Raw genomic sequence first — 19,660 nt, 5'->3', positions numbered from 1 at the left:
ACGCCGAGCCCGGGGATAGTGCTGTGGGGATCGTGACTGCAGCAGGTACGGGCGGCGCCGGACTCCGGCTTGCGTCAGGATGACGACGTCGATGCCGGCATGGCCTGGGCGTCGCCAGGGTCGGACGTGGCTCGAGGCTCGCCCGTCAGCCACGCGCGCGCATCGGCTCGCGCGGCGCCGTCGCGGCCGCCCAGGGAGAGGAAGTCGAACAGGTTCGGATCGCTCAGCTGCGAGGGACGGATGGCGCCCAGGGCGCGGGCGATGGTCTCGATCCGTCCGGGCGTTTCACGCTCCCACTGGGCCATCATCCTCTGCACCTGCCTGCGCTGCAGGTTCTCCTGCGAGCCGCACAGGTTGCAGGGGATGATCGGGAACGCCTTCGCCTGCGCGTACGCGGCGATGTCGTCCTCGCGCACGTAGGCCAGCGGCCGGATCACCACGTGGCGGCCGTCGTCGGAGAGCAGCTTCGGCGGCATCCCCGAGAGCTTTGCGTGGAAGAACAGGTTGAGGAAGAAGGTGGCCACCAGGTCGTCGCGGTGGTGGCCCAGCGCGATCCGGGTGATGCCGTTCTCCGCCGCCCAGGTGTAGAGCGCGCCGCGCCGCAGGCGCGAGCACAGCGAGCACATGGTCCTGCCTTCCGGGACCACCCGGCTGACCACCGAGTAGGTGTCCTGCTCGATGATATGGAAGTCCACGCCGAGCGAACGCAGGTAGTCGGGCAGCACGTGCTCCGGAAAACCGGGCTGCTTCTGGTCGAGGTTGACCGCGACGATCGAGAACGACACCGGCGCCTTGCGCTGCAGCTGCAGCAGGATGTCGAGCATCGTGTAGCTGTCCTTGCCGCCGGACAGGCACACCATCACCCGGTCGCCGTCCTCGATCATGCCGAAATCGGCGATCGCCTTGCCCACCTGGTGGCGCAGGCGCTTGGCCAGCTTGTTGACCTCGTGCGCGTCGCGGCGCCCGGCATGGCGCAGGGTCGGCGTGGGCAGGGGAAGGACGGTGCTCATGGCGCGATTTTACCGGTGCCTGCCCCGCCACGCCTGTACGAAACCGCCGCGCGGCGCGTTTGCCGGGCTTTCTTGATCCGAATCAAGGCGTTCGCGAGGCCGCACGCGCAGGCTGACCCTCCCGGACATCGGAGTGCGCAATGGACAGGACCATGAAAGCCGCGGTGGTGCGCGCCTTCGACCGGCCGCTGGTCATCGAGGAAGTGGAGGTGCCGCGTCCGCGCGCCGGCCAGGTGCTGATGAAGGTGGCCGCCTGCGGCGTCTGCCACACCGACCTGCATGCGGCGCAGGGCGACTGGCCGGTGAAGCCCAGCCCGCCGTTCATCCCCGGCCACGAAGGCGTCGGCCACGTGGTCGCGGTCGGCGACGGCGTGGTCCACGTGAAGGAGGGCGACCGCATCGGCGTGCCCTGGCTGCATTCGGCCTGCGGCTACTGCACCCACTGCCTCGGCGGCTGGGAGACGCTGTGCGAGTCGCAGCAGAACACCGGCTACTCGGTCAACGGCAGCTTCGCCGAATACGTGCTGGCCGATGCCGGCTATGTCGGCCATCTGCCGGACGGCATCGGCTTCGTCGAGATCGCGCCGGTGCTGTGCGCCGGCGTGACCGTCTACAAGGGCCTGAAGGTCACCGACACCCGGCCCGGCGACTGGGTGGTGATCTCCGGTATCGGCGGACTCGGCCACATGGCGGTGCAGTACGCCAAGGCCATGGGCCTGAACGTCGCCGCGGTGGACGTGGACGACGCCAAGCTGCGGCTGGCCGAACGCCTGGGCGCCACGGTCACCGTCAATGCCCGCGACACCGACCCGGCGGCATTCTTCAGGCAGGAGATCGGCGGCGCCCACGGGGTGCTGGTCACCGCGGTCTCGCGCAGCGCCTTCGCCCAGGCAGCGGGCATGCTGCGGCGGGGCGGGACGATGTCGCTGGTGGGCCTGCCGCCCGGCGATTTCCCGCTCGACATCTTCGGCATGGTGCTCAACGGCATCACCGTGCGCGGCTCGATCGTCGGCACCCGGCTCGACCTGCAGGAATCGCTGGAATTCGCGGCGCAGGGCAAGGTCCGCGCGACCGTGGCCGCGGACCGGCTCGAGAACATCAACGACATTTTCGCGCGCATGCACAAGGGCGAGATCGAGGGCCGCATCGTGCTGGACATGGCGGCCTGAGCGGGCGCCGACGCTCCAGGTGCGAAACCCGGCCCGACAGCCGCCCCGCCACGGTGGTCGGGCGGGGCGCCAGGTCAGCGCCGATGCCAGGTCAGGGCGTCCAGACGCGGTTCTGCGTGGACGGGTCGGTGGTGATGCCGCTGACCCTTCCCTTCGCGTCGAAATGCAGCTGGAATTCGCTGAAGCTGTCGAGCCAATAGCGCCACAGATCGGCGTCGAGGTCCGGGTTCTCGCTGCTGATCGGATAGCCCAGCGAGGCCAGCACCTGCGCGCGGGTCATGCCCGGCGTCACCTTCGAGCGTTGCACCGCCTCGCGCACCTTGGGTGGCCAGCCGGCAATGGTCGGCTTCGGGTCCTCGACCACCACGTAGCGGCGCGCGAAGCCGGCGTTGTCGAGGTCGCGGCTGTAGTCGTTGCCGATCGCCTGGCGCTCGCCGTCGATCTCGACCTTCACCCGGTAGCGGCCGTAACCGGTCACCTTCACCGGCGTGCCTGCGGGAATCACCCGCTTGCCGTTCTCCGCGTAGTTGCTGTCGCTGATCCAGCTGCCGTCGCTGCGCATGTTGCAGCAAAGATAGCCGTCGAACCTGTCCTGTGCGAACGCGCCGCCCGCGGCCAGTAGCGCGATCAGGCCCAGTGTGCACAGTCCGTTGCGCCTTGCGTTGTTGTCCATTCGTCTGCTCCGTCCATGGCGGCCGGGCCCGCCGCGATGCGTGGCCAGGGGTTCGGGATCCTCCCTGCGCGCGTTGCCCCCGACGCGCGGGCCCATTCTGCCCGCGGCTGCGGCGTCGCGCCACACGGGCGTGTAAGCTTCCGTGGCGATGCAGCCTGCCGATCCCGCCCAACTGTCCCGCAAGCTGGCCGACCTGCGGCTGGAGCACCGCGACCTCGATACCGCCATCGCCACCCTGCAGGCGACCATCGTCAGCGACGAGCTGACCATCAAGCGGCTGAAGAAGCGCAAGCTCCAGCTCAAGGACGCGATCGCCCGCCTGGAAAGCGCGCTGATTCCCGACGAGCCCGCGTAGCACTGGCCCGATCGGGCCCGGTATTCCGCCTACGTGCCTGCGTCTGGCTCCGGCTTCGCCGCTTCCGGACTGACCTTCTCGATCGTGTGCCGCAGTTCGCGGCCGAGGATCACCTTCGCGTCCTTGGCCCAGGATTCCAGCCGCTGGTCGAACACCAGCTTGCTGTTCTGGTCCAGCTTCACCAGCTCCAGCTCGCGCAGCTTCTGGATGAAACCGCGGAACAGGCTCTTGTCGAAGAACTCCGGCGCGGCCGGCGCGTACAGCAGGCTCAGCCGTTGCGCGGCGAGCTGGCACAGGCTCTCGAGCTCGCCGGCGCCGAGCGCGCCGGGGCCGTTCTTGGCCAGCACCGAGATCGCGATGTAGTAGCGCTCGAACGCCTGCTGCAGCGGGTGCCCGAGCGCGCGCAGGCGGAACACCTCGTCGGACTGGCCGGCATTGCGCGCCAGGATGCCGCCGTCGTCCTCGCTCGCGCGCTCGAGCAGGCCCTCGCGCACGAACACCTCGATGGTGCGGTCGATGCGCGCAGCAAAGCCGTCCTCGTCCCACGGCAGGAACAGCTCGCCCTGCAGGAACGGATACACCGCGCGGCCGATCCGCAGCAGCGTGTTGCGCGACATCCGGCGGTTGTGCTGGAAGCAGCAGGCGATCCACGCCGAGGCGGTGAACAGGTGCAGCACGTTGTTGCGGAAATAGCTCAGCAGCACCGCGTCGTCGTCGCCGACGCTGAACACGTCGCCCAGCGGATGCGCCACCCGGCGCAGCACGCCGATCTCCTCGCCATGGGCGACGATCTCGCGCGGCGAATGCGGGGTCACGGTGACCCGTTCCGAATACGGCACCTCGGCCAGCAGCGTCTTCGACAGCTCGATCTGCGCCAGCAGGTCACCTTCGCCCATCGCGTGCTTGGGCGTGGACAGCAGCGCCAGCGCCAGCAGGTTGATCGGGTTCACGTCGGCGGCGCGGTTGATGTTGACCTGGATGTGCTGCGCGGCGGCGTCGACCGTGTGCGACAGCCAGTCGGGCTTGTCCTCGTCGTCGAGCGGTTGCCCGTCCCAGTCGGCCGCATGCTCGGCCAGCAGGGCGGCCAGCGGGATCGGCTCGCCGAAGTTCACCACCACCTGGCCGTAGTTCTGCCGCAGCACCCTGGGAATGCTCCACAGCAACGCCCAGATCGATTCCTTCTCCTTGGGCTTGCCGCTGAGTTCGTCGAGGTAGCTGTTGCCCTCCATCAGCTTCTCGTAGCCGATGTACACCGGCTGGAACAGCACCGGGCGCGAGGGCTGGCGCAGGTAGGCGCGCAGGGTCATCGCGATCATGCCGCCCTTGGGCTGGAGCAGCCGGCCGGTGCGCGAACGCCCGCCCTCGACGAAGTATTCGATCGAATAGCCGCCGGCGATCAGCTGCGCCACGTACTCGGCCAGCACCGCCGAGTACAGCGCCGAGCCGCGGATCGAGCGGCGGATGAAGAACGCGCCGCCGCGGCGCAGCAGCGGCCCGATCACCGGCAGGTTGAGGTTGATCCCGGCGACGATGTGCGGCGGCACGATGCCCTTGGTGTAGAGCAGGTAGCTCAGCAGCAGGTAGTCCATGTGGCTGCGGTGGCTGGGTACGTAGACCACCTCGTTGCCGGGCGCCACCGCCTTGAGCTGGTCGAGGTGGTGCACCAGCACGCCGCGGTAGATCCGGTTCCACACCGCGGTCAGCAGGAACGAGGCCGAGCGCACCACCGGGTGCGAGTAGTCGGCGGCGATCTCGTAGGCCATCGCGTGCGCGGCCTTCCACGCCTCTTCCGGCGAGCTGCCGTCGCGTCGCGCCTTGTCTGCGATCGCCTCCTTGACCGGCTGCGACGCCAGCACCTTGTCGATCAGCAGGCGCCGGGTCGACAGGTCGGGACCGATGATCGCCTCGCGCAGGCGGTTGAAGTGGGTACGCAGCACGCGCGAGAGCTTGCGCACCGTGCGTTCGGGCGGCAGGTCCTCGGCCAGCAGGTCGCGGATGCTCACCGGGGTGGCGAACTGCACCAGGGTGTCGCGGCCGTTGAGCAGGATCGACAACAGCCGGCGGAAGCGGCCCACGATCGCCCAGTTCTCCGAGAACAGCACCGAGAACCAGCCGCTGGCCTTGTCCGGCGAACGCCCGACGAAGATCGACACCGGCACCAGCTGCACGTCCAGTGCCGGATCCTCGCGGTGCGCCTCCAGCAGGCGCGCCAGCGATTCGGAATGGGTCTTCTTCGGCGGCGCCTGGCCGGTGGCCAGCGCCAGTGCGCCGCCGGCGTTGCGCCGAGACAGCGCCACGTAGGCACGCTTGCGCCCGAGCGGGTCCCCCGGCAGCGGCCGCAGCGGCCCGGGCATGCCGGTCTCGCGGCAGGCGCGGTCGAGGATCAGCGCGTTCGACAGGCCGTAGTCCTCGAGCACGTAGCAGACCGGGCGCGGGTCGACCAGGTCGGGCGGCGACTGCGGCTCGATCTTCAGCGCGATCCAGGGCCTGAGCACCCAGCCGGCCAGCTTCGCCCACCACGGCCGCCCACTGCGCAGCGCGGCCACGCGCGGCGGCACGGCGCGCGCGGCGGCCGCCTGGTCGCCGGGGGAGGGGCCGTCGCCGCCGGGGGGCGGGGCCTCGAACAGGTTCGGCTGCGTGGGCATCGTTTTCATTATGCCCGTGCGCGGGGTGGGGTCGGCACCGCGGCGAGGGGTGGCGATGTCAAGGGCAGCTGAATGGATCTCCGGCAGCGGGCCGCAAAACGTGATGCGCATCCGCAAGTCCGCACGAAGCGGTTTGCTGGTGTTTACGGTTTGTTTACAACCAGCGCATCGCACGAGGGGGCGTGCGGTCTTCCGGTTGTTCCGTTGCACCACTTTCAAGGAGAGATCGATGTCGCCCCAACGCCACCCGCTGGCCGCCTGCGTGCGGCTGTGCCTGCTGTTGTCCGCCCTTCCGCTGTGTGCCGCCGCGCAGGACGCGCCGCCACCCGAACCCGAACCCGGCGCACGCACCCTCGACACCGTCCAGGTCACCGGCACCCGCATCCGCCGCGCCGAGATGGAGGGCCAGGTGCCGGTGCAGGTGCTGACCCGCGAGGATATCGACCGCAGCGGCTTCTCGTCCGTGGCCGAGGTGGTGCAGAACCTCACCGCCAGCGGCGCCGCGCTCAACACCAAGTTCAATTCCTCCGGCAACTTCGGCTTCCCGCCCGACGGCGGCGGCGTCGGCGCCGGCGCGGCCACGGTCGACCTGCGCCACCTCGGCGCCAAGCGCGTGCTGGTGCTGGTGGACGGCATCCGCTGGGTCAACGAATCCTCGGCCTCGGGCGTGGGCTCGGCGGTTGATCTCAACACCATCCCGCTGTCGATCATCGAGCGGATCGAGGTGCTGGAGGACGGCGCGTCGTCGATCTACGGCTCGGACGCGATCGCGGGCGTGGTCAACATCATCACCCGCAAGGACGTCGACGGCGCCAGCGTGCAGCTGCACTACGGCGACTACTCCGACCTCGCCGGGGGCGACACCTGGGGCGCGGACCTGGGCTGGGGCGGCAGCAGCGAACGCGCGCGCTGGTTCGTGGGCGCCTCGTACTTCCGGCAGGACGAGATCTCCTCGATCGAGTACGGGCCGGCCGGCGTGCCGGTGCCGGGCACCGGGCTGGCCAACGGCAGCTCCGCCACGCCGACCGGGCGCTTCGTGTTCCAGGATCCGAATACCGGCGTCGTGTACGACCTCACCCCCAACACCGGCGACACCGATCCGGCCTTCGATCCCACCCAGACCGGTTGCGAACGCACCGACGGCTTCCACTGCTTCGGCACCGCCGACCGCTTCAACTTCTCGCCCTACAACCTGCTGCTGACGCCGTCGGAGCGCAAGTCGGTGTTCGGCCAGGCGCAGTTCGACTTCACCCCGACCCTCGGCGGCTACGTGCGCGTGCTCTACAACGAGCGCGAGTCCGCCAACCAGGCCGCGCCCGAGCCGTTCTTCCTCGGCACCGATGCCGGCGTCTACAACGACTACGCCGAACGCACGCTGGTGATCTCCGCGGCCAATCCCTACAACCCCTTCGGCTTCGACCTGACCACGATGGGCGACGCGCCGAACCTGTTCCTGCTCGGCCGGCGGCCGGTCGAAGGCGGCCCGCGCCGGTTCGAGCAGGAGGTCGAGACCTGGTACGCCTCGGCCGGCCTCAACGGCCTGTTCGACGTCGGCGCGAGGTCCTGGGACTGGGACGTCAACGTGATGCGCAGCGAGAGCAAGGCCGACCAGACCAACACCGGCAGCTACAACATCCGCCGCATCAACGAGGCGCTCGGCGACCCGGCCGCCTGCGCGGCGATCAGCGGCTGCGTGCCGCTCAACCTGTTCGGCGGGCCGGGCACGATCACGCCGGACATGCTGGCGTGGATCCAGCCGGTGGTGCGCGACCGGAGCAGCAACGCGCTGAGCCTGTTCTCGGCCAACCTCACCGGCGAGATGTTCGACGGCTGGGCCGGCGCGATCTCGTTCGCGGCCGGCGTCGAGTACCGCGAATACGAGGGCGAGTACCGGCCCGATCCGCTGACCGTGGCCGGCGAGTACAACGGCGTGCCCTCGGGCCCGACCAGCGGCGAGTACGACGTGCGCGAGGCCTACGTGGAGTTCCTGGTGCCGCTGGTGCGCGACGGCTGGCTCGGCAAGAGCCTCGACCTCAGCCTCGCCAGCCGCTGGTCGGACTATTCGAACTTCGGCGGCACCAACACCGGCAAGATCGGCCTGCGCTGGCAGGTGGCCGACGAGTTCCTGCTGCGCGGCTCGTTCGCCGAGGGCTTCCGCGCGCCGTCGATCGGCGAGCTCTACGGCACCCTGAGCCGCTTCGATGCGACCCTGGTCGATCCGTGCAACAACGCCGCCTCGACCACGCCCGAATGCGTGGCCGACGGCGTGCCCCCGGGCTACGAGCAGAGCAACCCGCAGATCTCGGTGATCACCTCCGGCAATGCGGAACTGGAACCGGAAACCAGCCGCAGCCTGATGCTGGGCGGCGTGTGGAGTCCGTCGTTCGCCGACGCTACGGCCTGGTCGGACCGGCTCGACCTGGGCGTGACCTTCTACCGCCACACCATCGACGGCGCGATCCAGGCGCTGGACGCGCAGACCATCCTCGAGCGCTGCATCTTCGGCCGCGATCCGGTCTCGTGCGGCTTCTACGAGCGCAACGATCGCGGCCAGATCGTCCGCTTCGACAACATCCTCGGCAACGTCGGCACGATCCGGACCGACGGCTGGGACTTCGACGTCGGCTGGCGCCTGCCGGAACAGGCCTGGGGCCGGCTCGGATTCGACTGGAAGACCACCTGGGTGACGAAGTACGAACTGGTCAACGAGGCCGGGCAGGCGGAACCGCGCGCGCCGGGCGTGGAGATCAACAACAGCGCGATCCCGGAACGCACCTCCACCCTGTCGGCCAACTGGAGCCGGGGCGGCTGGTCGGCGGCCTGGAGCGCGCGCTACATCGACCGGCTGACCGAATCGTGCGGCGGCGCCAACGGCTTCGACATCTGCGACGACAGCGCCAGCGACACCAACGCGCTGGGCTCGACCACGTACCACGACGCCCAGCTGGCGTGGGCGACCGACGCGTGGATGAAGGACTTCCGCATCACCCTCGGGGTCAACAACGTCTTCGGCAAGGATCCGCCGATCTGCCTGAGCTGCTCGCTCAACGGCTACGACGCCTCGACCTACGACCTGCCGGGGCGCTTCTGGTACGCGCGGGTGGGCTTCGGGTTCTGACGCGGCGCGCCGCGAACGGGGAGGGCGGCGGCGCCGATCGCCGCCCTCCTTCTCCGGTCCGCGCATCCCGCAGCTGGCGGCGCCAGCGCCGCCAGTCGCGACCGGCCGACGCCGCGTGGCGCCCGCTCAACGCTGCAGCGCCGACTCCGGCACTTCCAGGTTCACCGACAGCGCGAGATGGTCGGAGAAGGCCGCCGGCACCGCGCGCAGTCCCTCGCAGCGCAGGGTATCGGTGACCAGGATGTGGTCGATCGCGCGCTGGGGCTTCCAGCTCGGGAAGGTGTGCACCGCGCAGGCGGGCGGCTGCAGGCGCGTGCTGCGGAACAGGTGGGCCATCTCCGGGCGGTCGATGACGCAGTTGAAATCGCCCATCAGCACCGCGTTGGGGTGGTCCTGCAGCAGTTCGGCGATGAAGTCGAGCTGGACCTTGCGCGACTGCGCGCCCAGCGACAGGTGCGCGACCGCCACCGTGAGGCCCTCGCGGCCGTTGCCGAAGTGGCCGAGCAGCACCCCGCGCCCGGCGATCCTGCCGGGCAGCGAGTGGTCCACCACCTCCACTGGCTCGAGCCGGCTGAGCAGCCCGTTGGCGCTGGACGCGACGCTGCCGACGCGACGGTTGGGCTGGTGGCTCCAGTAGTCGAAGCCGGCGCGCTCGGCCAGGTAGTGGGTCTGGTTGGTGAAACCCGACCGCCAGCTGCCCGGATCGGTTTCCTGCAGGCCGACGATGTCGTGCTCGCCGGCGAGCTGCGCGATCGCGTCGAGCGAGGTGCGCTTGCCGCCGGCGGGCAGCACGTGCGACCAGCTGCGCGTGGCGTAGTCGCTGTAGCGGCGCGTGCTGGAGCCTGCCTGGATGTTCGCGCTGAGCAGCTTCAGCAGTTGCGTCGACATGCGATTGGGGACATCAGCCGCCGGCGCGTACCTGCGAGATCACGCGGTCGGTGTTCTCCAGCATTGTCTCGAAGTTGCGCGCCTTGATGCGGTAGCGGCCGTTGACGATCATCGTCGGGGTCGAGTTCGCGCGCTGCTGGGCGATGTACTGCTTGGCGCGGCCGAACTTCGCGTTCACGGTGAAGCTGGCCATGGTGCTGGCGAACTGCGCCGGGTCGGCGCCGTACTGGGCGTAGACCTTCGCGATGTCCTGCGCCGAATCGGTGCCGCGCTCGCCCTTGAGGCTGCGGTCGACATGGATCGCCTTGAAGATGCCGTCGTGCGACCTGTCGGCGATGCCCATGGCTTCGGCGGTGTAGTACGCGCGCACGTACGGATCCCAGTTGCCGCCGAACGGCGCCGGCACGTAGGTGAAGCGTACGTCGGGCCCCAGCCGCGCCTTCCAGGTGTTCACCAGCGGCTGGAACATCGCGCAGGCCGGGCAGACGTAGTTGAACACCTCGACCACCTCGATCTTGCCTTCGAGCGGTTCGAACGGCTGCCCGCCCGGGATCAGGTCGTAGTGCTCGCCCTCGGTGGCGAAGCGGACTCCGCCCGCGGCGGGTGCGGGGGGCGCAGCCGGCGCCTCGCCGGGCGCGGGGGTCTCGGCAGGCTGTTCGGGTGCGGCATCGGCGGTCGCCTGGTCGGCGGGCGCCGCCGGGTCGAGCGCGGGCTCGTCGGCGACTGCCTCGGCGGACGCGGCGGGCGCTTGCGCCGCCGGTGCGGCAGCGGCTTCCTCCGGCGCCTGCGGCTGGCAGGCGGCGAGCAGCCACCCCAGGGCGGCAGGCATCAGGACGAGGCGGGAGGCGGCGCGAAGGTTCATCGGCGGTTTTCCTGGCACGTGGAGGACGAAGCGTACAGCGCAGGCCGTGACGGACGCGGCGTTCAGCGCGGAATTGCGCGTTCCATCGCGATCAGGGCGTCGGCGATGCGCAGGCTGTCGCGCAGCGTGCGCGCCTGCACGCGGTACTTGCCGTTGATGATGAGGGTCGGCGTGCCCTGCAGGCCGCTGCGCACGGCGAACGCGCGTGCGGCGTTCATCTTTTCGTCAGTCGCGGGCGAAGCCATCGCCGCTGCCACCCGTTCCGGGTCGAGTCCTTCCGCGGCCAGGAACGCCACCATCTCGCCGGTCGAGGCGCCGCGCGCCGGCAGGCTGCCCTCGCGGTGGATCGCGTCGAACAGTCGCGGATGCAGTTCGGCCGCCCGCCCCAGGGCCTCGAGCGCGAAGTAGGCGCGCGCGTAGGCGTTGCCGGGATCGTAGGCCGCGGGCAGGTGATGCAGGCGCACGTCCTTGCCGGCACCGCGTTTCCAGGCGGCGAGCATCGGCCGGAACTGGTCGCAGTGGCCGCAGGGGTAGGCGAAGATCTCCACCACCTCGACCGTGCCCGGCGCGGGCTTCCAGCGTGCGCCGTCCGCGATCCGGACGTAGTCGGTGCCTTCCACCGGAGCCTGCGCCAGCGCCGACAACGGCAGCAGCGCGCAAAGGCACAGCAGGAGCAGGCGACGCAGCATGGCGGGGCGGGGAGGGGGGCGTGGCATGGGCTGGCGGCGGCGCCGGCCCCGGACTCAGGAGCCCTGCGCGCCGGCCTCGGGCGCAGGGGCCTCGACGCCTTCGTCGGCAGGCGCTTCCGCGGGAGCCGGTGCCGGCGCCGCGGGCGCGACCGGGCCCGCGGCCTCGATCGCGGCCAGGGTGGCGGCGTCGGGGCGTTCGTGCAAGCCCTGCAGGTAGCTGGCCAGGGCCTGGATCTCCTGGTCGGTCAGCGGCGCGGCGATCGCGGCCATGATGTCGAACAGGTGACGGTCCTGCTGGCTGGTCGTGCCGGCCCGGTACTCCTGCAGGCGGCGGTCGACATAGGCGGCCTCCTGGCCGGCGACGGCCGGGTAGGCCGGGCCCGGATTGCCGGCACCGGCCGGGCCGTGGCAGGCCATGCAGGCCGGGATGCCACGCGCGCCGTCGCCGGAGCGGTACAGGCGCTCGCCGATCTCGTAGAACTTCATGCCCTGGTAGGGGCCCTCGGCCACGGCCGCGTCGTCGGCGATGCCGGCACCGGCGGCCTTGGTGGCGAAGAACGCGCCCAGGTCGCGCATGTCCTGTGCCGAGAGCGGGGTGGCGAACGGGATCATCGCCGCCGCCAGGCCGGTGTTGCGCTCGCCGCTCTTGAACAGGGCCAGCTGCTGGGAGACATAGCGCTCGCTCTGGCCGGCGATGCGCGGATACGGCAGGCCTTCCGGCGGGTTGCCGTCGAGGCCATGGCAGGCGGCGCAGGTGCCGGCCAGGGTGGCGCCACGCTCGGCGTCGCCGGCCCGGGTCTTGGCCAGGGCGGCCAGCGCACTGGCATCCAGCGGCGCGACCTCCACCGGCGGGTTCTCCGGCAGCGGTTCGACGACGGACTGGGCGAACGCGACGGCGCCGGCCGCAAGGGCGACGAGACCGGCGAAACCGTAGGCGCGAGCGTGGCGCATTGGCTGGGCTCCGGAGAATCGGGGAGTGCGGCCCGGATACGCGCGGCCACAAGGCCGGGGATTATCGCGGCGCGCCACCGGGGCGGTCAAACCGCGTCGGCGCGGTGCCCGTGCGAAGCTATGCCGGCCCCGAGCCCCATGGACGCCGATGTCGAACCCGTTCGCGCGTGCCAGCTACCTGCTGGCTGCCCACACCCCGAAGCAGTTGCCGCCCGACGGTGGCGCCGAGGTTGCGTTCGCCGGCCGTTCCAACGCCGGCAAGTCCAGCGCGCTCAACGCGATGTGCCAGCAGAACGCGCTGGCGCGGGTGTCCAAGACCCCGGGCCGCACCCAGCAGCTGGTGTACTTCGCGCTGCCGCCGCACGAGGGCAAGTACCTGGTCGACCTGCCCGGCTACGGTTACGCCAAGGTGCCGCTGGCCCTGCGCGAGCACTGGCAGGCGTTCATCGACCAGTGGTTCCAGGACCGCTTCGCCCTGCGCGGGCTGGTGGTGGTGATGGACATCCGCCACCCGCTCAAGGACTACGACCTGCAGATGCTCGGTTACGCCATGCGCCGCGGGCTGCCGGCGCACGCGCTGCTGACCAAGGCCGACAAGCTCTCGCGCGGGGCCGCGGGCAATACCGTGCAGGCGGTGCGGCGGCAGCTGGCTGCGGCTTACGGCGACAGCATCGGCGTGCAGGCGTTCTCGGGCGAGACCCGGGCCGGTGTCGACGAGCTGCGGGCGGTGGTCGCGGGCTGGCTGGAGCTCTAGCCGGTCGTTCCCCTGGCATCCGGGAGCACCCGACTGCGTATGTAGGGACGAGGCGGCCTGTCGCCGCCGCGGAGGAAACCCATGCTCAGGCGAACCGCGATGATGCTGGCGATATGGCTGGCGGTCACGACGGCGGCGGTGGCGGCGCCGCCGGAACTGGAGGCCGAACAGGTGAATCTCGACGTCGCCGGCGGATGGCTGGCCCTGGGCGGCTCGGTGCAGCAGCGACTGGCGCAGTCGTTCGAAGTGGTGCAGACGGGTTACATCAGCCACGTCATGCTGCCGCTGAGTTGCCAGCCGAAGGCCGACGTTCGCGTCACCCTGGAGAAGACTGCCGGCGGCATGCCGGACGGGTCCGTGGTGGCCTACGAGGAACTGCCGGGATATCTGTTCGACTCGATCCCCACGCCCACAGTGGGCATGCGCATGGTCGAATTCACCAATCCGCCGCTGGTCGGTCCGGGGACCTACGCGGTGACCTTGCGGGTGAAGGGCAAGTACGACTGCGGGGTCCTGCCCGGTCCGCACGGCGACCCCTATCCCGCCGCCAAGGCCTGGTTCATCGCCTCGGACAATCCGCCCGGCTGGATCGAACTGTTCGACGCCGGCGGCACCCGCGACCTCGCGTTCCAGGTGTTCCTGCGGCCGCTGTAGGGCTCAGGCGCGTGCGTCGAACAACTGCCCGATCAGCGCCGCCGCGACCATCGCCAGTGCGCCCCAGAAACCGACGCGCAACGCGCCACGCGCCGCCGGCGCGCCGCCGAGCCGGGCGGCGGTCGCGCCCGACAGCAGCAGCGCGACCAGGGTCGCGGCCGCCACCACCGGCTGCACCCGCGAGGGCGGTGCCAGCAGCGCCGCGAGCACCGGCAGTGCCGCGCCCGCACAGAAAGCGACCGACGACGACAACGCCGCCTGCAGCGGACGCGCGCGCAAGGTCTCGGTGATGCCGAGCTCGTCGCGTGCATGCGCGGCGAGCGCGTCGTGCCGGGTGAGCTGCTCGGCCACGGTCCGAGCGAGCGCGGGCTCCAGCCCCCTTCGCCGGTAGATCGCCGCCAGCTCGTCCAGTTCGGCGGCGGGTTCGTCGCGCAGTTCGCGACGCTCGACCGCGATGTCGGCGGCCTCGGTGTCGGCCTGCGACTGCACCGAAACGTATTCGCCCGCTGCCATCGAGATCGCGCCGGCGACGGTGGCGGCCACCCCCGTCATCAGCACCGTCTCGTGCAGCGCGCCCGCGGCGGCCACGGCCACCACGACGCCGGCCACGGAGACGATGCCGTCGTTGGCGCCGAGCACCGCCGCGCGCAGCCAGCCGGCACGGTGGCTGCGATGGCGTTCGGGGTGGCGGCTGGTCATCGTGGCGCTCCGGCGCTCGCGGCGGAGACCGGATTCTGTCGCATCCGGCCGCGCCGCGACGGAATGCGAAGCGCATGCATCCGCATGCGCAGCGCCAGGTCGCGCCGGTCGAGTCAGAGCCTGTCGCGAAGGCTGCTTGCGGCGCAGCGTGCCGCGCCGCATCGCGCCCATCGGTGGCGCGCCTGCGTTCCAGCGCCGGTACGCCGCGCGGCGCAACGGCGTTCTATAGTGCCGCCTCGCGAACGCCGGCCGTCCGGGCCGGGCGCCTCCTCCCGCCAGAGCGCCCCATGTCGAGTCCCAGCCACGCAGGCGACACGCCGATCACCCACCGCGACCAGCTGGTCGCGGTGCTCGCATCGGGCGAAAAGCCGCTCGGGGACTGGCGCATCGGCACCGAGCACGAGAAGTTCGGCTTCCGCTTCGACGACCTGCGGCCGCCGCCGTTCGAGGGCGAGCGCGGCATCGAGGCGTTGCTCGAGGGCCTGACCCGGTACGACTGGCAGGCGGTGCAGGAACACGGCCACACCATTGCCCTGCTCAAGGACGGTGCTTCGGTGACGCTCGAACCGGCAGGACAACTCGAGCTGTCGGGCGCGCCGCTGGTGGACATCCACGAAACCTGCCGGGAGGTCGGCAGCCACCTGCGCGAGGTCAAGGCGGTGGCCGACGAACTGCGCCTTGGCTTCCTCGGCATGGGCTTCCAGCCCAAGTGGGCACGCGCGGACATGCCGTGGATGCCCAAGGGCCGCTACCGGATCATGCGCGACTACATGCCGAAGGTGGGCAAGCTCGGCCTCGACATGATGACCCGCACCTGCACGGTCCAGGTCAACCTCGACTACGCGGACGAGGCGGACATGGTGAAGAAGTTCCGGGTCTCGCTCGCGCTGCAGCCGATCGCCACCGCGCTGTTCGCTGATTCGCCGTTCACCGAAGGCCGGCCCAACGGCTACCTCAGCTACCGCTCGCACATCTGGACCGACACCGATCCCGACCGCACCGGCATGCTCGACTTCGTGTTCGAGGACGGCTTCGGCTACGAGCGCTACGTCGACTACCTGCTCGACGTGCCGATGTACTTCTCCTACCGCGACGGCGAATACATCGACGCCGCCGGCAAGTCGTTCCGCGATTTTCTCGCCGGCAGGCTCGACGTGCTCCCCGGCGTGCTGCCGAACCTGCGCGACTGGAACGACCACATGACCACCGCCTTCCCGGAAGTGCGGCTGAAGAAGTACCTGGAGATGCGCGGCGCCGACGGCGGGCCCTGGAACCGGCTGTGCGCGCTGCCCGCGTTCTGGGTCGGCCTGCTCTACGACGATGCCGCGCTCGACGCCGCCTGGGACCTGGTCAAGGACTTCAGCCGCGAGGAGCGCCACGCCCTGCGCGACGGCGTGCCCCGGCATGCGCTGGGCCTGCCGTTCCGCGGCGGCAGCGTGCGCGATCTGTCGCGCGCGGCGCTGGAGATCGCCGCCGCCGGCCTCGCGCGTCGCGCGCGCCGCAACGCCGGCGGCGAGGACGAACGCGAGTTCCTCACGCCGCTGCTGGAAGTGGTCGACGCCGGGCAGACCCCGGCCGAGCGCAAGCTGGCGCTGTTCCACGGGCCATGGCAGGGCGACATCGACCACGTGTTCCGCGAGTTCGCGTACTGATCACGCGCGCAGTTTGGCAGGGAGTCGCTCCGGAAACCGGAAAGGATGTCATCCCGGGCGCAGCGAGTGATCTCGTGTTCGGCGACAGGGCAACCGGAGACCGGATCCCTCCCTGCGCTCGGGATGACGCAGATCGGATGACCGACAGAGCGGGATGACACGTCCTTGCAGGCGCTGTACCAGGCCATGGCAGACGGTTGCGCCGGCAACGGATGCTGCACTGCGGCAGGAAACGCGCTAACGTCTTGCGGATGAATATCCCAGACGGCCCGCTGCGCGACCAACTCGAATTCGCCGAGACCGATGCCCTGCTGCGCGACGACGTGCGCCAGCTGGGCACGCTGGTCGGCGAGGTGCTGGCCGAGCAGGGGTCGCCTGCGTTGCTGGCCGAGGTGGAAGGCATCCGCCGCGCCGCGATCGCGCGCCGCGAGCAGGGCCTGCCGGTCGATGCGCTGGCCGCGGAGATGGCCAGGGTGCCGCTGGCCGATGCCGAGGCGGTGGTGCGTGCGTTCTCGACCTACTTCGGTGCGATCAACCTGGCCGAGCGCGTGCACCGCATCCGCCGTCGCCGCGACTACGAGCGCAGCAGCGACCAGCCGCAGCCCGGCGGCTTCGAGGCGGTGCTGCGCGGCTTGCGCGAAGACGGCGTCAGCTTCGAGGAACTCGTCGCCACGCTGCCGCGGCTGTGGGTCGAGCCGGTGTTCACCGCGCACCCCACCGAGGCCGTACGCCGGGTGATGCTGGAAAAGGAACGCGAGATCGTCGAGCGGCTGGTGGACGACATCGATCGCACGCGTACGCCGGTGGAGCGCCGCGCTGACATCGAGCGCATCCGCCTGTCGCTCACCGCCGGCTGGCAGACCAGCGACACGCCCGCGCACAAGCCCACCGTCGCCGACGAGGTGGAACACGTCGGCTACTACCTGGCCCGCATGCTCTACCGCGTGGTGCCGGTGTACTACGAGGCTTTCGCCGACGCGGTCGAGGCGGTATACGGCCGGCGCATCAGCCTGCCGCAGGTGCTGCGCTTCGGCACCTGGGTGGGCGGCGACATGGACGGCAACCCCAACGTCAACGCCGGCACGATCCGCGCCGCGCTCGACGCGCAGCGGGCGCAGGCGATCGCGCAATACCGCGCCGACCTGCGCGCGCTGGGCAACATGCTCACCCAGTCGCTGGGCCGGGTGGAGGTGGATGCCGCGGTGCTCGCGCGCATCGACCACTACGTCGCCCGGCTGCCGCAGGCGGCGGCGAGGCTGCGGCCGCGCCTGGCCGACATGCCGTACCGGCGCCTGATCGACCTGATGAAGGCGCGCCTCGCGCTGACCGCCGAATCGGACGCGGCCGGATATGCCGGCGCGCAGGAGTTCATCGCCGACCTCGAACTGATCGACGCCAGCCTGCTGCACCACCGCGGCGAGCACGCCGGACGTTTCGCCCTGCAGCGCGTGCTCTGGCGCGCGCGCACCTTCGGCTTCCATCTCGCCGCGCTCGACCTGCGGCAGGACTCCGCGGTCCACGATGCGGCGCTCGCCGACCTGCTGGGCGACGCCGACTGGGCCGCGCGCGAGGCTTCGGACCGCACCTCGCGCCTGCAGGCGCTGCTCGACAAGCCGCCCTCCGCGCCTTCGGCGCCAGGCGACGTGCTGGCGTCCACGCTCGACGTGTTCCGCACCGTGCTCGAGCTGCGGGGCAGCCACGGCGTCGCCGCGATCGGCCTGTACATCATCAGCATGAGCCGCAGCGCCGCCGACGCCCTGGCGGTGCTGGCGCTGGCACGCGTGGCCGGTTGCGTCGAGGACGGCATCGTGCCCCTGGACGTCTCGCCGCTGTTCGAAACCGTCGACGACCTCAAGGCCGCGCCGGCGGTGATGCAGTCGCTGTTCGAGGATCCGGCCTATCGCGCCCACCTGGCCGCGCGCGGCGACGAGCAGACGGTGATGCTGGGCTACTCCGACAGCGCCAAGGACGGCGGCCTGTTCGCCTCGCGCTGGGCGCTGCAGCGCACCCAGGTGGAACTGACCGAACTGGCCAACCGCTTCGGCGTACGGATCATGTTCTTCCACGGCCGCGGCGGTTCGGTCAGCCGCGGTGGCGGCAAGACCGAGCGCGCGATCATCGCCGCCCCGCGCGGCTCGGTGAACGGCTCGATGCGCGTCACCGAACAGGGCGAGGTGATCCACCGCAAGTACGGCATCCGCGCGCTGGCGCTGCGCAACCTCGAGCAGACCACCGGCGCGGTGCTGCGCGCCACCCTGCGTCCGCGCCCGCGCGATCCGCGCGAGGACGCCTGGCGCGAGATGGCCAGGTCGCTGGCCGAGACCTCGCGCGCGCACTACCGCGCGCTGGTGCACGAGCATCCGGAATTCCCCGACTATTTCCGCGCCGCCACCCCGGTGGACGTGATCGAGCGCCTGCAGATCGGCTCGCGTCCCTCGCGCCGCCGCGACGGCGGCATCGACAACCTGCGCGCGATCCCCTGGGTGTTCGCCTGGTCGCAGAACCGATCGGGCCTCACCGGCTGGTACGGGATCGGCCATGCGCTGTGCCAGGGCGTGCAGCGCCATGGCCAGGACGCGATGGCCGAGATGGCGCGCGACTGGCCGTTCTTCGCCGCGGTGCTCGACGATGTCGAGATGCTGCTGGCCAAGTCCGACCTCGCGATCTTCGAGCGCTACTCGAAACTCGCCGGCCCGCTGCACGACACCTTCCACCCCGGCATCGCCGAGGAGTTCCTGCGCACCTGCGACGCGATCCTGTTGCTCAAGCAGCGCGACCGCATCCTCGCCGACGACTACCGCCTGCGGCTGTCGATCCGCCTGCGCAATCCCTACGTCGATCCACTGAGCCTGCTGCAGGTGGAACTGCTGCAGCGCTGGCGTGACGGCGGTCGCGAGGACGAGGGCCTGCTGCGCGCGCTGGTGTCGACGGTCAACGGCATTTCGGCAGGGGTCCAGAACACCGGTTGATGCGTGACGCGTGTCGATCCGCGTAGCCCGGATAAGGCCGAAGGCCGCATCCGGGATGGATGTGCCCGCCGCTCCACCCCATCCGGCGCGACCGTGGCCGTAACGGCGCTGCGAAGCGGTTCACCGGCTGCGCTGCGCCTGCCCGGGCGCTTTATGCGCGCAAGCCGTCCACCCGATTCTCCTCTCGTCCCGTGCCTCGTCCCGTGCGTCGGCGCGCCCACGGACAGCCGGAAGCTGCATGTACCGGCCAGCCTGATATACTACCCCCCACTATAGCGCCCGGTTGCTCGCGTGCCGCATTCCCCCGCGGAAAAGAAGAAGGCCCTGACCCGCGTGCGTCGCATCCGCGGGCAGCTCGATGCGCTCGAGCGCGCGCTGGAATCCGGCGCCGATTGCGCGCCGGTGCTGCAGCAGCTGGCCGCCGTGCGCGGCGCGGTCAACGGCCTGATGTCGGAGGTGCTGGAAAGCCACCTGCGCGAGGAATTCGCGCAGCCGGACACGCCGGGCAAGCGACGCGAGGCGGGCATCGATGCCGCCGTGGCGCTGGTCCGTTCCTATCTGAAGTAGCCGCA

16 protein-coding genes are annotated in these 19,660 nt (G+C 70.7%); 8 read left to right on the top strand and 8 right to left on the bottom strand.

From position 1 onward, the window contains the following. Positions 1-74: 74 nt before the first annotated feature. A complete protein-coding gene (gene ttcA, locus FZO89_RS08085) occupies positions 75-1,010 on the bottom strand; it encodes a tRNA 2-thiocytidine(32) synthetase TtcA (RefSeq protein ID WP_149102772.1) in 936 nt (311 codons plus the stop codon). Between the two features lie 140 nt (positions 1,011-1,150). Here ttcA and adhP point away from each other — a divergent pair, with 140 nt between their 5' ends. Continuing rightward, the gene (gene adhP, locus FZO89_RS08080; RefSeq protein ID WP_149102771.1) at positions 1,151-2,179 is read left to right on the top strand and encodes an alcohol dehydrogenase AdhP; all 1,029 of its coding nucleotides are present in this window, start codon (positions 1,151-1,153) and stop codon (positions 2,177-2,179) included. Between the two features lie 91 nt (positions 2,180-2,270). On the opposite strand, the gene bamE is transcribed toward adhP, so the two are convergent. Next, positions 2,271-2,852: an outer membrane protein assembly factor BamE domain-containing protein gene (gene bamE, locus FZO89_RS08075; RefSeq protein ID WP_149102770.1), complete on the bottom strand. Its 582-nt coding sequence runs from the start codon at positions 2,850-2,852 to the stop codon at positions 2,271-2,273. Between the two features lie 148 nt (positions 2,853-3,000). Here bamE and FZO89_RS08070 point away from each other — a divergent pair, with 148 nt between their 5' ends. Beyond that, on the top strand, positions 3,001-3,207 hold the full coding sequence (locus FZO89_RS08070; RefSeq protein ID WP_149104092.1) for a YdcH family protein: 207 nt from the start codon (positions 3,001-3,003) through the stop codon (positions 3,205-3,207). A gap of 29 nt (positions 3,208-3,236) precedes the next feature. On the opposite strand, the gene plsB is transcribed toward FZO89_RS08070, so the two are convergent. Next, a complete protein-coding gene (gene plsB / locus FZO89_RS08065; protein ID WP_149102769.1) occupies positions 3,237-5,861 on the bottom strand; it encodes a glycerol-3-phosphate 1-O-acyltransferase PlsB in 2,625 nt (874 codons plus the stop codon). 220 nt (positions 5,862-6,081) lie between these two features. On the opposite strand from plsB, the gene FZO89_RS08060 reads away from it, so the two are divergent. After that, positions 6,082-8,970 (top strand): TonB-dependent receptor plug domain-containing protein, encoded by a 2,889-nt coding sequence (locus FZO89_RS08060; RefSeq protein ID WP_149102768.1) that lies wholly within the window; start codon positions 6,082-6,084, stop codon positions 8,968-8,970. A 126-nt stretch (positions 8,971-9,096) separates the two neighbouring features. Here FZO89_RS08060 and FZO89_RS08055 read toward each other — a convergent pair whose 3' ends face one another. The 4 genes from FZO89_RS08055 to FZO89_RS08040 all read right to left on the bottom strand — a co-directional run bounded on the left by FZO89_RS08055 (position 9,097) and on the right by FZO89_RS08040 (position 12,360). Further along, a complete protein-coding gene (locus FZO89_RS08055; RefSeq protein WP_149104091.1) occupies positions 9,097-9,837 on the bottom strand; it encodes an endonuclease/exonuclease/phosphatase family protein in 741 nt (246 codons plus the stop codon). Between the two features lie 34 nt (positions 9,838-9,871). Further along, the gene (locus FZO89_RS08050) at positions 9,872-10,720 is read right to left on the bottom strand and encodes a thiol:disulfide interchange protein DsbA/DsbL (protein ID WP_149102767.1); all 849 of its coding nucleotides are present in this window, start codon (positions 10,718-10,720) and stop codon (positions 9,872-9,874) included. 62 nt (positions 10,721-10,782) lie between these two features. Next, a complete protein-coding gene (locus FZO89_RS08045) occupies positions 10,783-11,409 on the bottom strand; it encodes a thiol:disulfide interchange protein DsbA/DsbL (protein WP_187471088.1) in 627 nt (208 codons plus the stop codon). A gap of 54 nt (positions 11,410-11,463) precedes the next feature. Next, entirely contained in the window at positions 11,464-12,360 is an 897-nt protein-coding gene (locus tag FZO89_RS08040) for a c-type cytochrome (RefSeq protein ID WP_149102765.1), read from the bottom strand. Between the two features lie 148 nt (positions 12,361-12,508). Here FZO89_RS08040 and yihA point away from each other — a divergent pair, with 148 nt between their 5' ends. Further along, positions 12,509-13,114 carry a ribosome biogenesis GTP-binding protein YihA/YsxC gene (yihA, locus tag FZO89_RS08035; RefSeq protein ID WP_149102764.1) on the top strand — a complete coding sequence of 202 codons (606 nt, stop codon included), beginning with the start codon at positions 12,509-12,511 and terminating at the stop codon, positions 13,112-13,114. An 81-nt stretch (positions 13,115-13,195) separates the two neighbouring features. Further along, the gene (locus FZO89_RS08030; protein WP_149102763.1) at positions 13,196-13,768 is read left to right on the top strand and encodes a hypothetical protein; all 573 of its coding nucleotides are present in this window, start codon (positions 13,196-13,198) and stop codon (positions 13,766-13,768) included. Positions 13,769-13,771: 3 nt separating this feature from the next. Here FZO89_RS08030 and FZO89_RS08025 read toward each other — a convergent pair whose 3' ends face one another. Continuing rightward, entirely contained in the window at positions 13,772-14,467 is a 696-nt protein-coding gene (locus FZO89_RS08025) for a VIT1/CCC1 transporter family protein (protein ID WP_149102762.1), read from the bottom strand. Positions 14,468-14,754: 287 nt separating this feature from the next. Here FZO89_RS08025 and FZO89_RS08020 point away from each other — a divergent pair, with 287 nt between their 5' ends. The 3 genes from FZO89_RS08020 to frmR all read left to right on the top strand — a co-directional run bounded on the left by FZO89_RS08020 (position 14,755) and on the right by frmR (position 19,655). Then, positions 14,755-16,119 carry a glutamate--cysteine ligase gene (locus tag FZO89_RS08020; protein ID WP_149102761.1) on the top strand — a complete coding sequence of 455 codons (1,365 nt, stop codon included), beginning with the start codon at positions 14,755-14,757 and terminating at the stop codon, positions 16,117-16,119. Positions 16,120-16,370: 251 nt separating this feature from the next. Beyond that, on the top strand, positions 16,371-19,088 hold the full coding sequence (ppc, locus tag FZO89_RS08015; protein WP_149102760.1) for a phosphoenolpyruvate carboxylase: 2,718 nt from the start codon (positions 16,371-16,373) through the stop codon (positions 19,086-19,088). Between the two features lie 291 nt (positions 19,089-19,379). Continuing rightward, complete coding sequence (gene frmR, locus FZO89_RS08010; protein WP_149102759.1) at positions 19,380-19,655, top strand: formaldehyde-responsive transcriptional repressor FrmR; 276 nt, start codon at positions 19,380-19,382, stop codon at positions 19,653-19,655. Positions 19,656-19,660: the final 5 nt, after the last annotated feature.

The organism is Luteimonas viscosa, from assembly GCF_008244685.1.
Classification (GTDB): Bacteria; Pseudomonadota; Gammaproteobacteria; order Xanthomonadales; family Xanthomonadaceae; genus Luteimonas; species Luteimonas viscosa.
Note: the sequence above shows the minus strand (reverse complement) of the source record. Positions and strands in the feature narration are given on the sequence as shown.

Excerpts from the sequence above, each read along its gene's own strand:
- ttcA (WP_149102772.1), bottom strand. The coding sequence starts at position 1,010 with ATGAGCACCGTCCTTCCCCTGCCCACGCCGACCCTGCGCCATGCCGGG.
- adhP (WP_149102771.1), top strand. The coding sequence starts at position 1,151 with ATGGACAGGACCATGAAAGCCGCGGTGGTGCGCGCCTTCGACCGGCCG.
- bamE (WP_149102770.1), bottom strand. The coding sequence starts at position 2,852 with ATGGACAACAACGCAAGGCGCAACGGACTGTGCACACTGGGCCTGATC.
- FZO89_RS08070 (WP_149104092.1), top strand. The coding sequence starts at position 3,001 with ATGCAGCCTGCCGATCCCGCCCAACTGTCCCGCAAGCTGGCCGACCTG.
- plsB (WP_149102769.1), bottom strand. The coding sequence starts at position 5,861 with ATGAAAACGATGCCCACGCAGCCGAACCTGTTCGAGGCCCCGCCCCCC.
- FZO89_RS08060 (WP_149102768.1), top strand. The coding sequence starts at position 6,082 with ATGTCGCCCCAACGCCACCCGCTGGCCGCCTGCGTGCGGCTGTGCCTG.
- FZO89_RS08050 (WP_149102767.1), bottom strand. The coding sequence starts at position 10,720 with ATGAACCTTCGCGCCGCCTCCCGCCTCGTCCTGATGCCTGCCGCCCTG.
- FZO89_RS08045 (WP_187471088.1), bottom strand. The coding sequence starts at position 11,409 with ATGCTGCGTCGCCTGCTCCTGCTGTGCCTTTGCGCGCTGCTGCCGTTG.
- FZO89_RS08040 (WP_149102765.1), bottom strand. The coding sequence starts at position 12,360 with ATGCGCCACGCTCGCGCCTACGGTTTCGCCGGTCTCGTCGCCCTTGCG.
- yihA (WP_149102764.1), top strand. The coding sequence starts at position 12,509 with ATGTCGAACCCGTTCGCGCGTGCCAGCTACCTGCTGGCTGCCCACACC.
- FZO89_RS08030 (WP_149102763.1), top strand. The coding sequence starts at position 13,196 with ATGCTCAGGCGAACCGCGATGATGCTGGCGATATGGCTGGCGGTCACG.
- FZO89_RS08025 (WP_149102762.1), bottom strand. The coding sequence starts at position 14,467 with ATGACCAGCCGCCACCCCGAACGCCATCGCAGCCACCGTGCCGGCTGG.
- FZO89_RS08020 (WP_149102761.1), top strand. The coding sequence starts at position 14,755 with ATGTCGAGTCCCAGCCACGCAGGCGACACGCCGATCACCCACCGCGAC.
- ppc (WP_149102760.1), top strand. The coding sequence starts at position 16,371 with ATGAATATCCCAGACGGCCCGCTGCGCGACCAACTCGAATTCGCCGAG.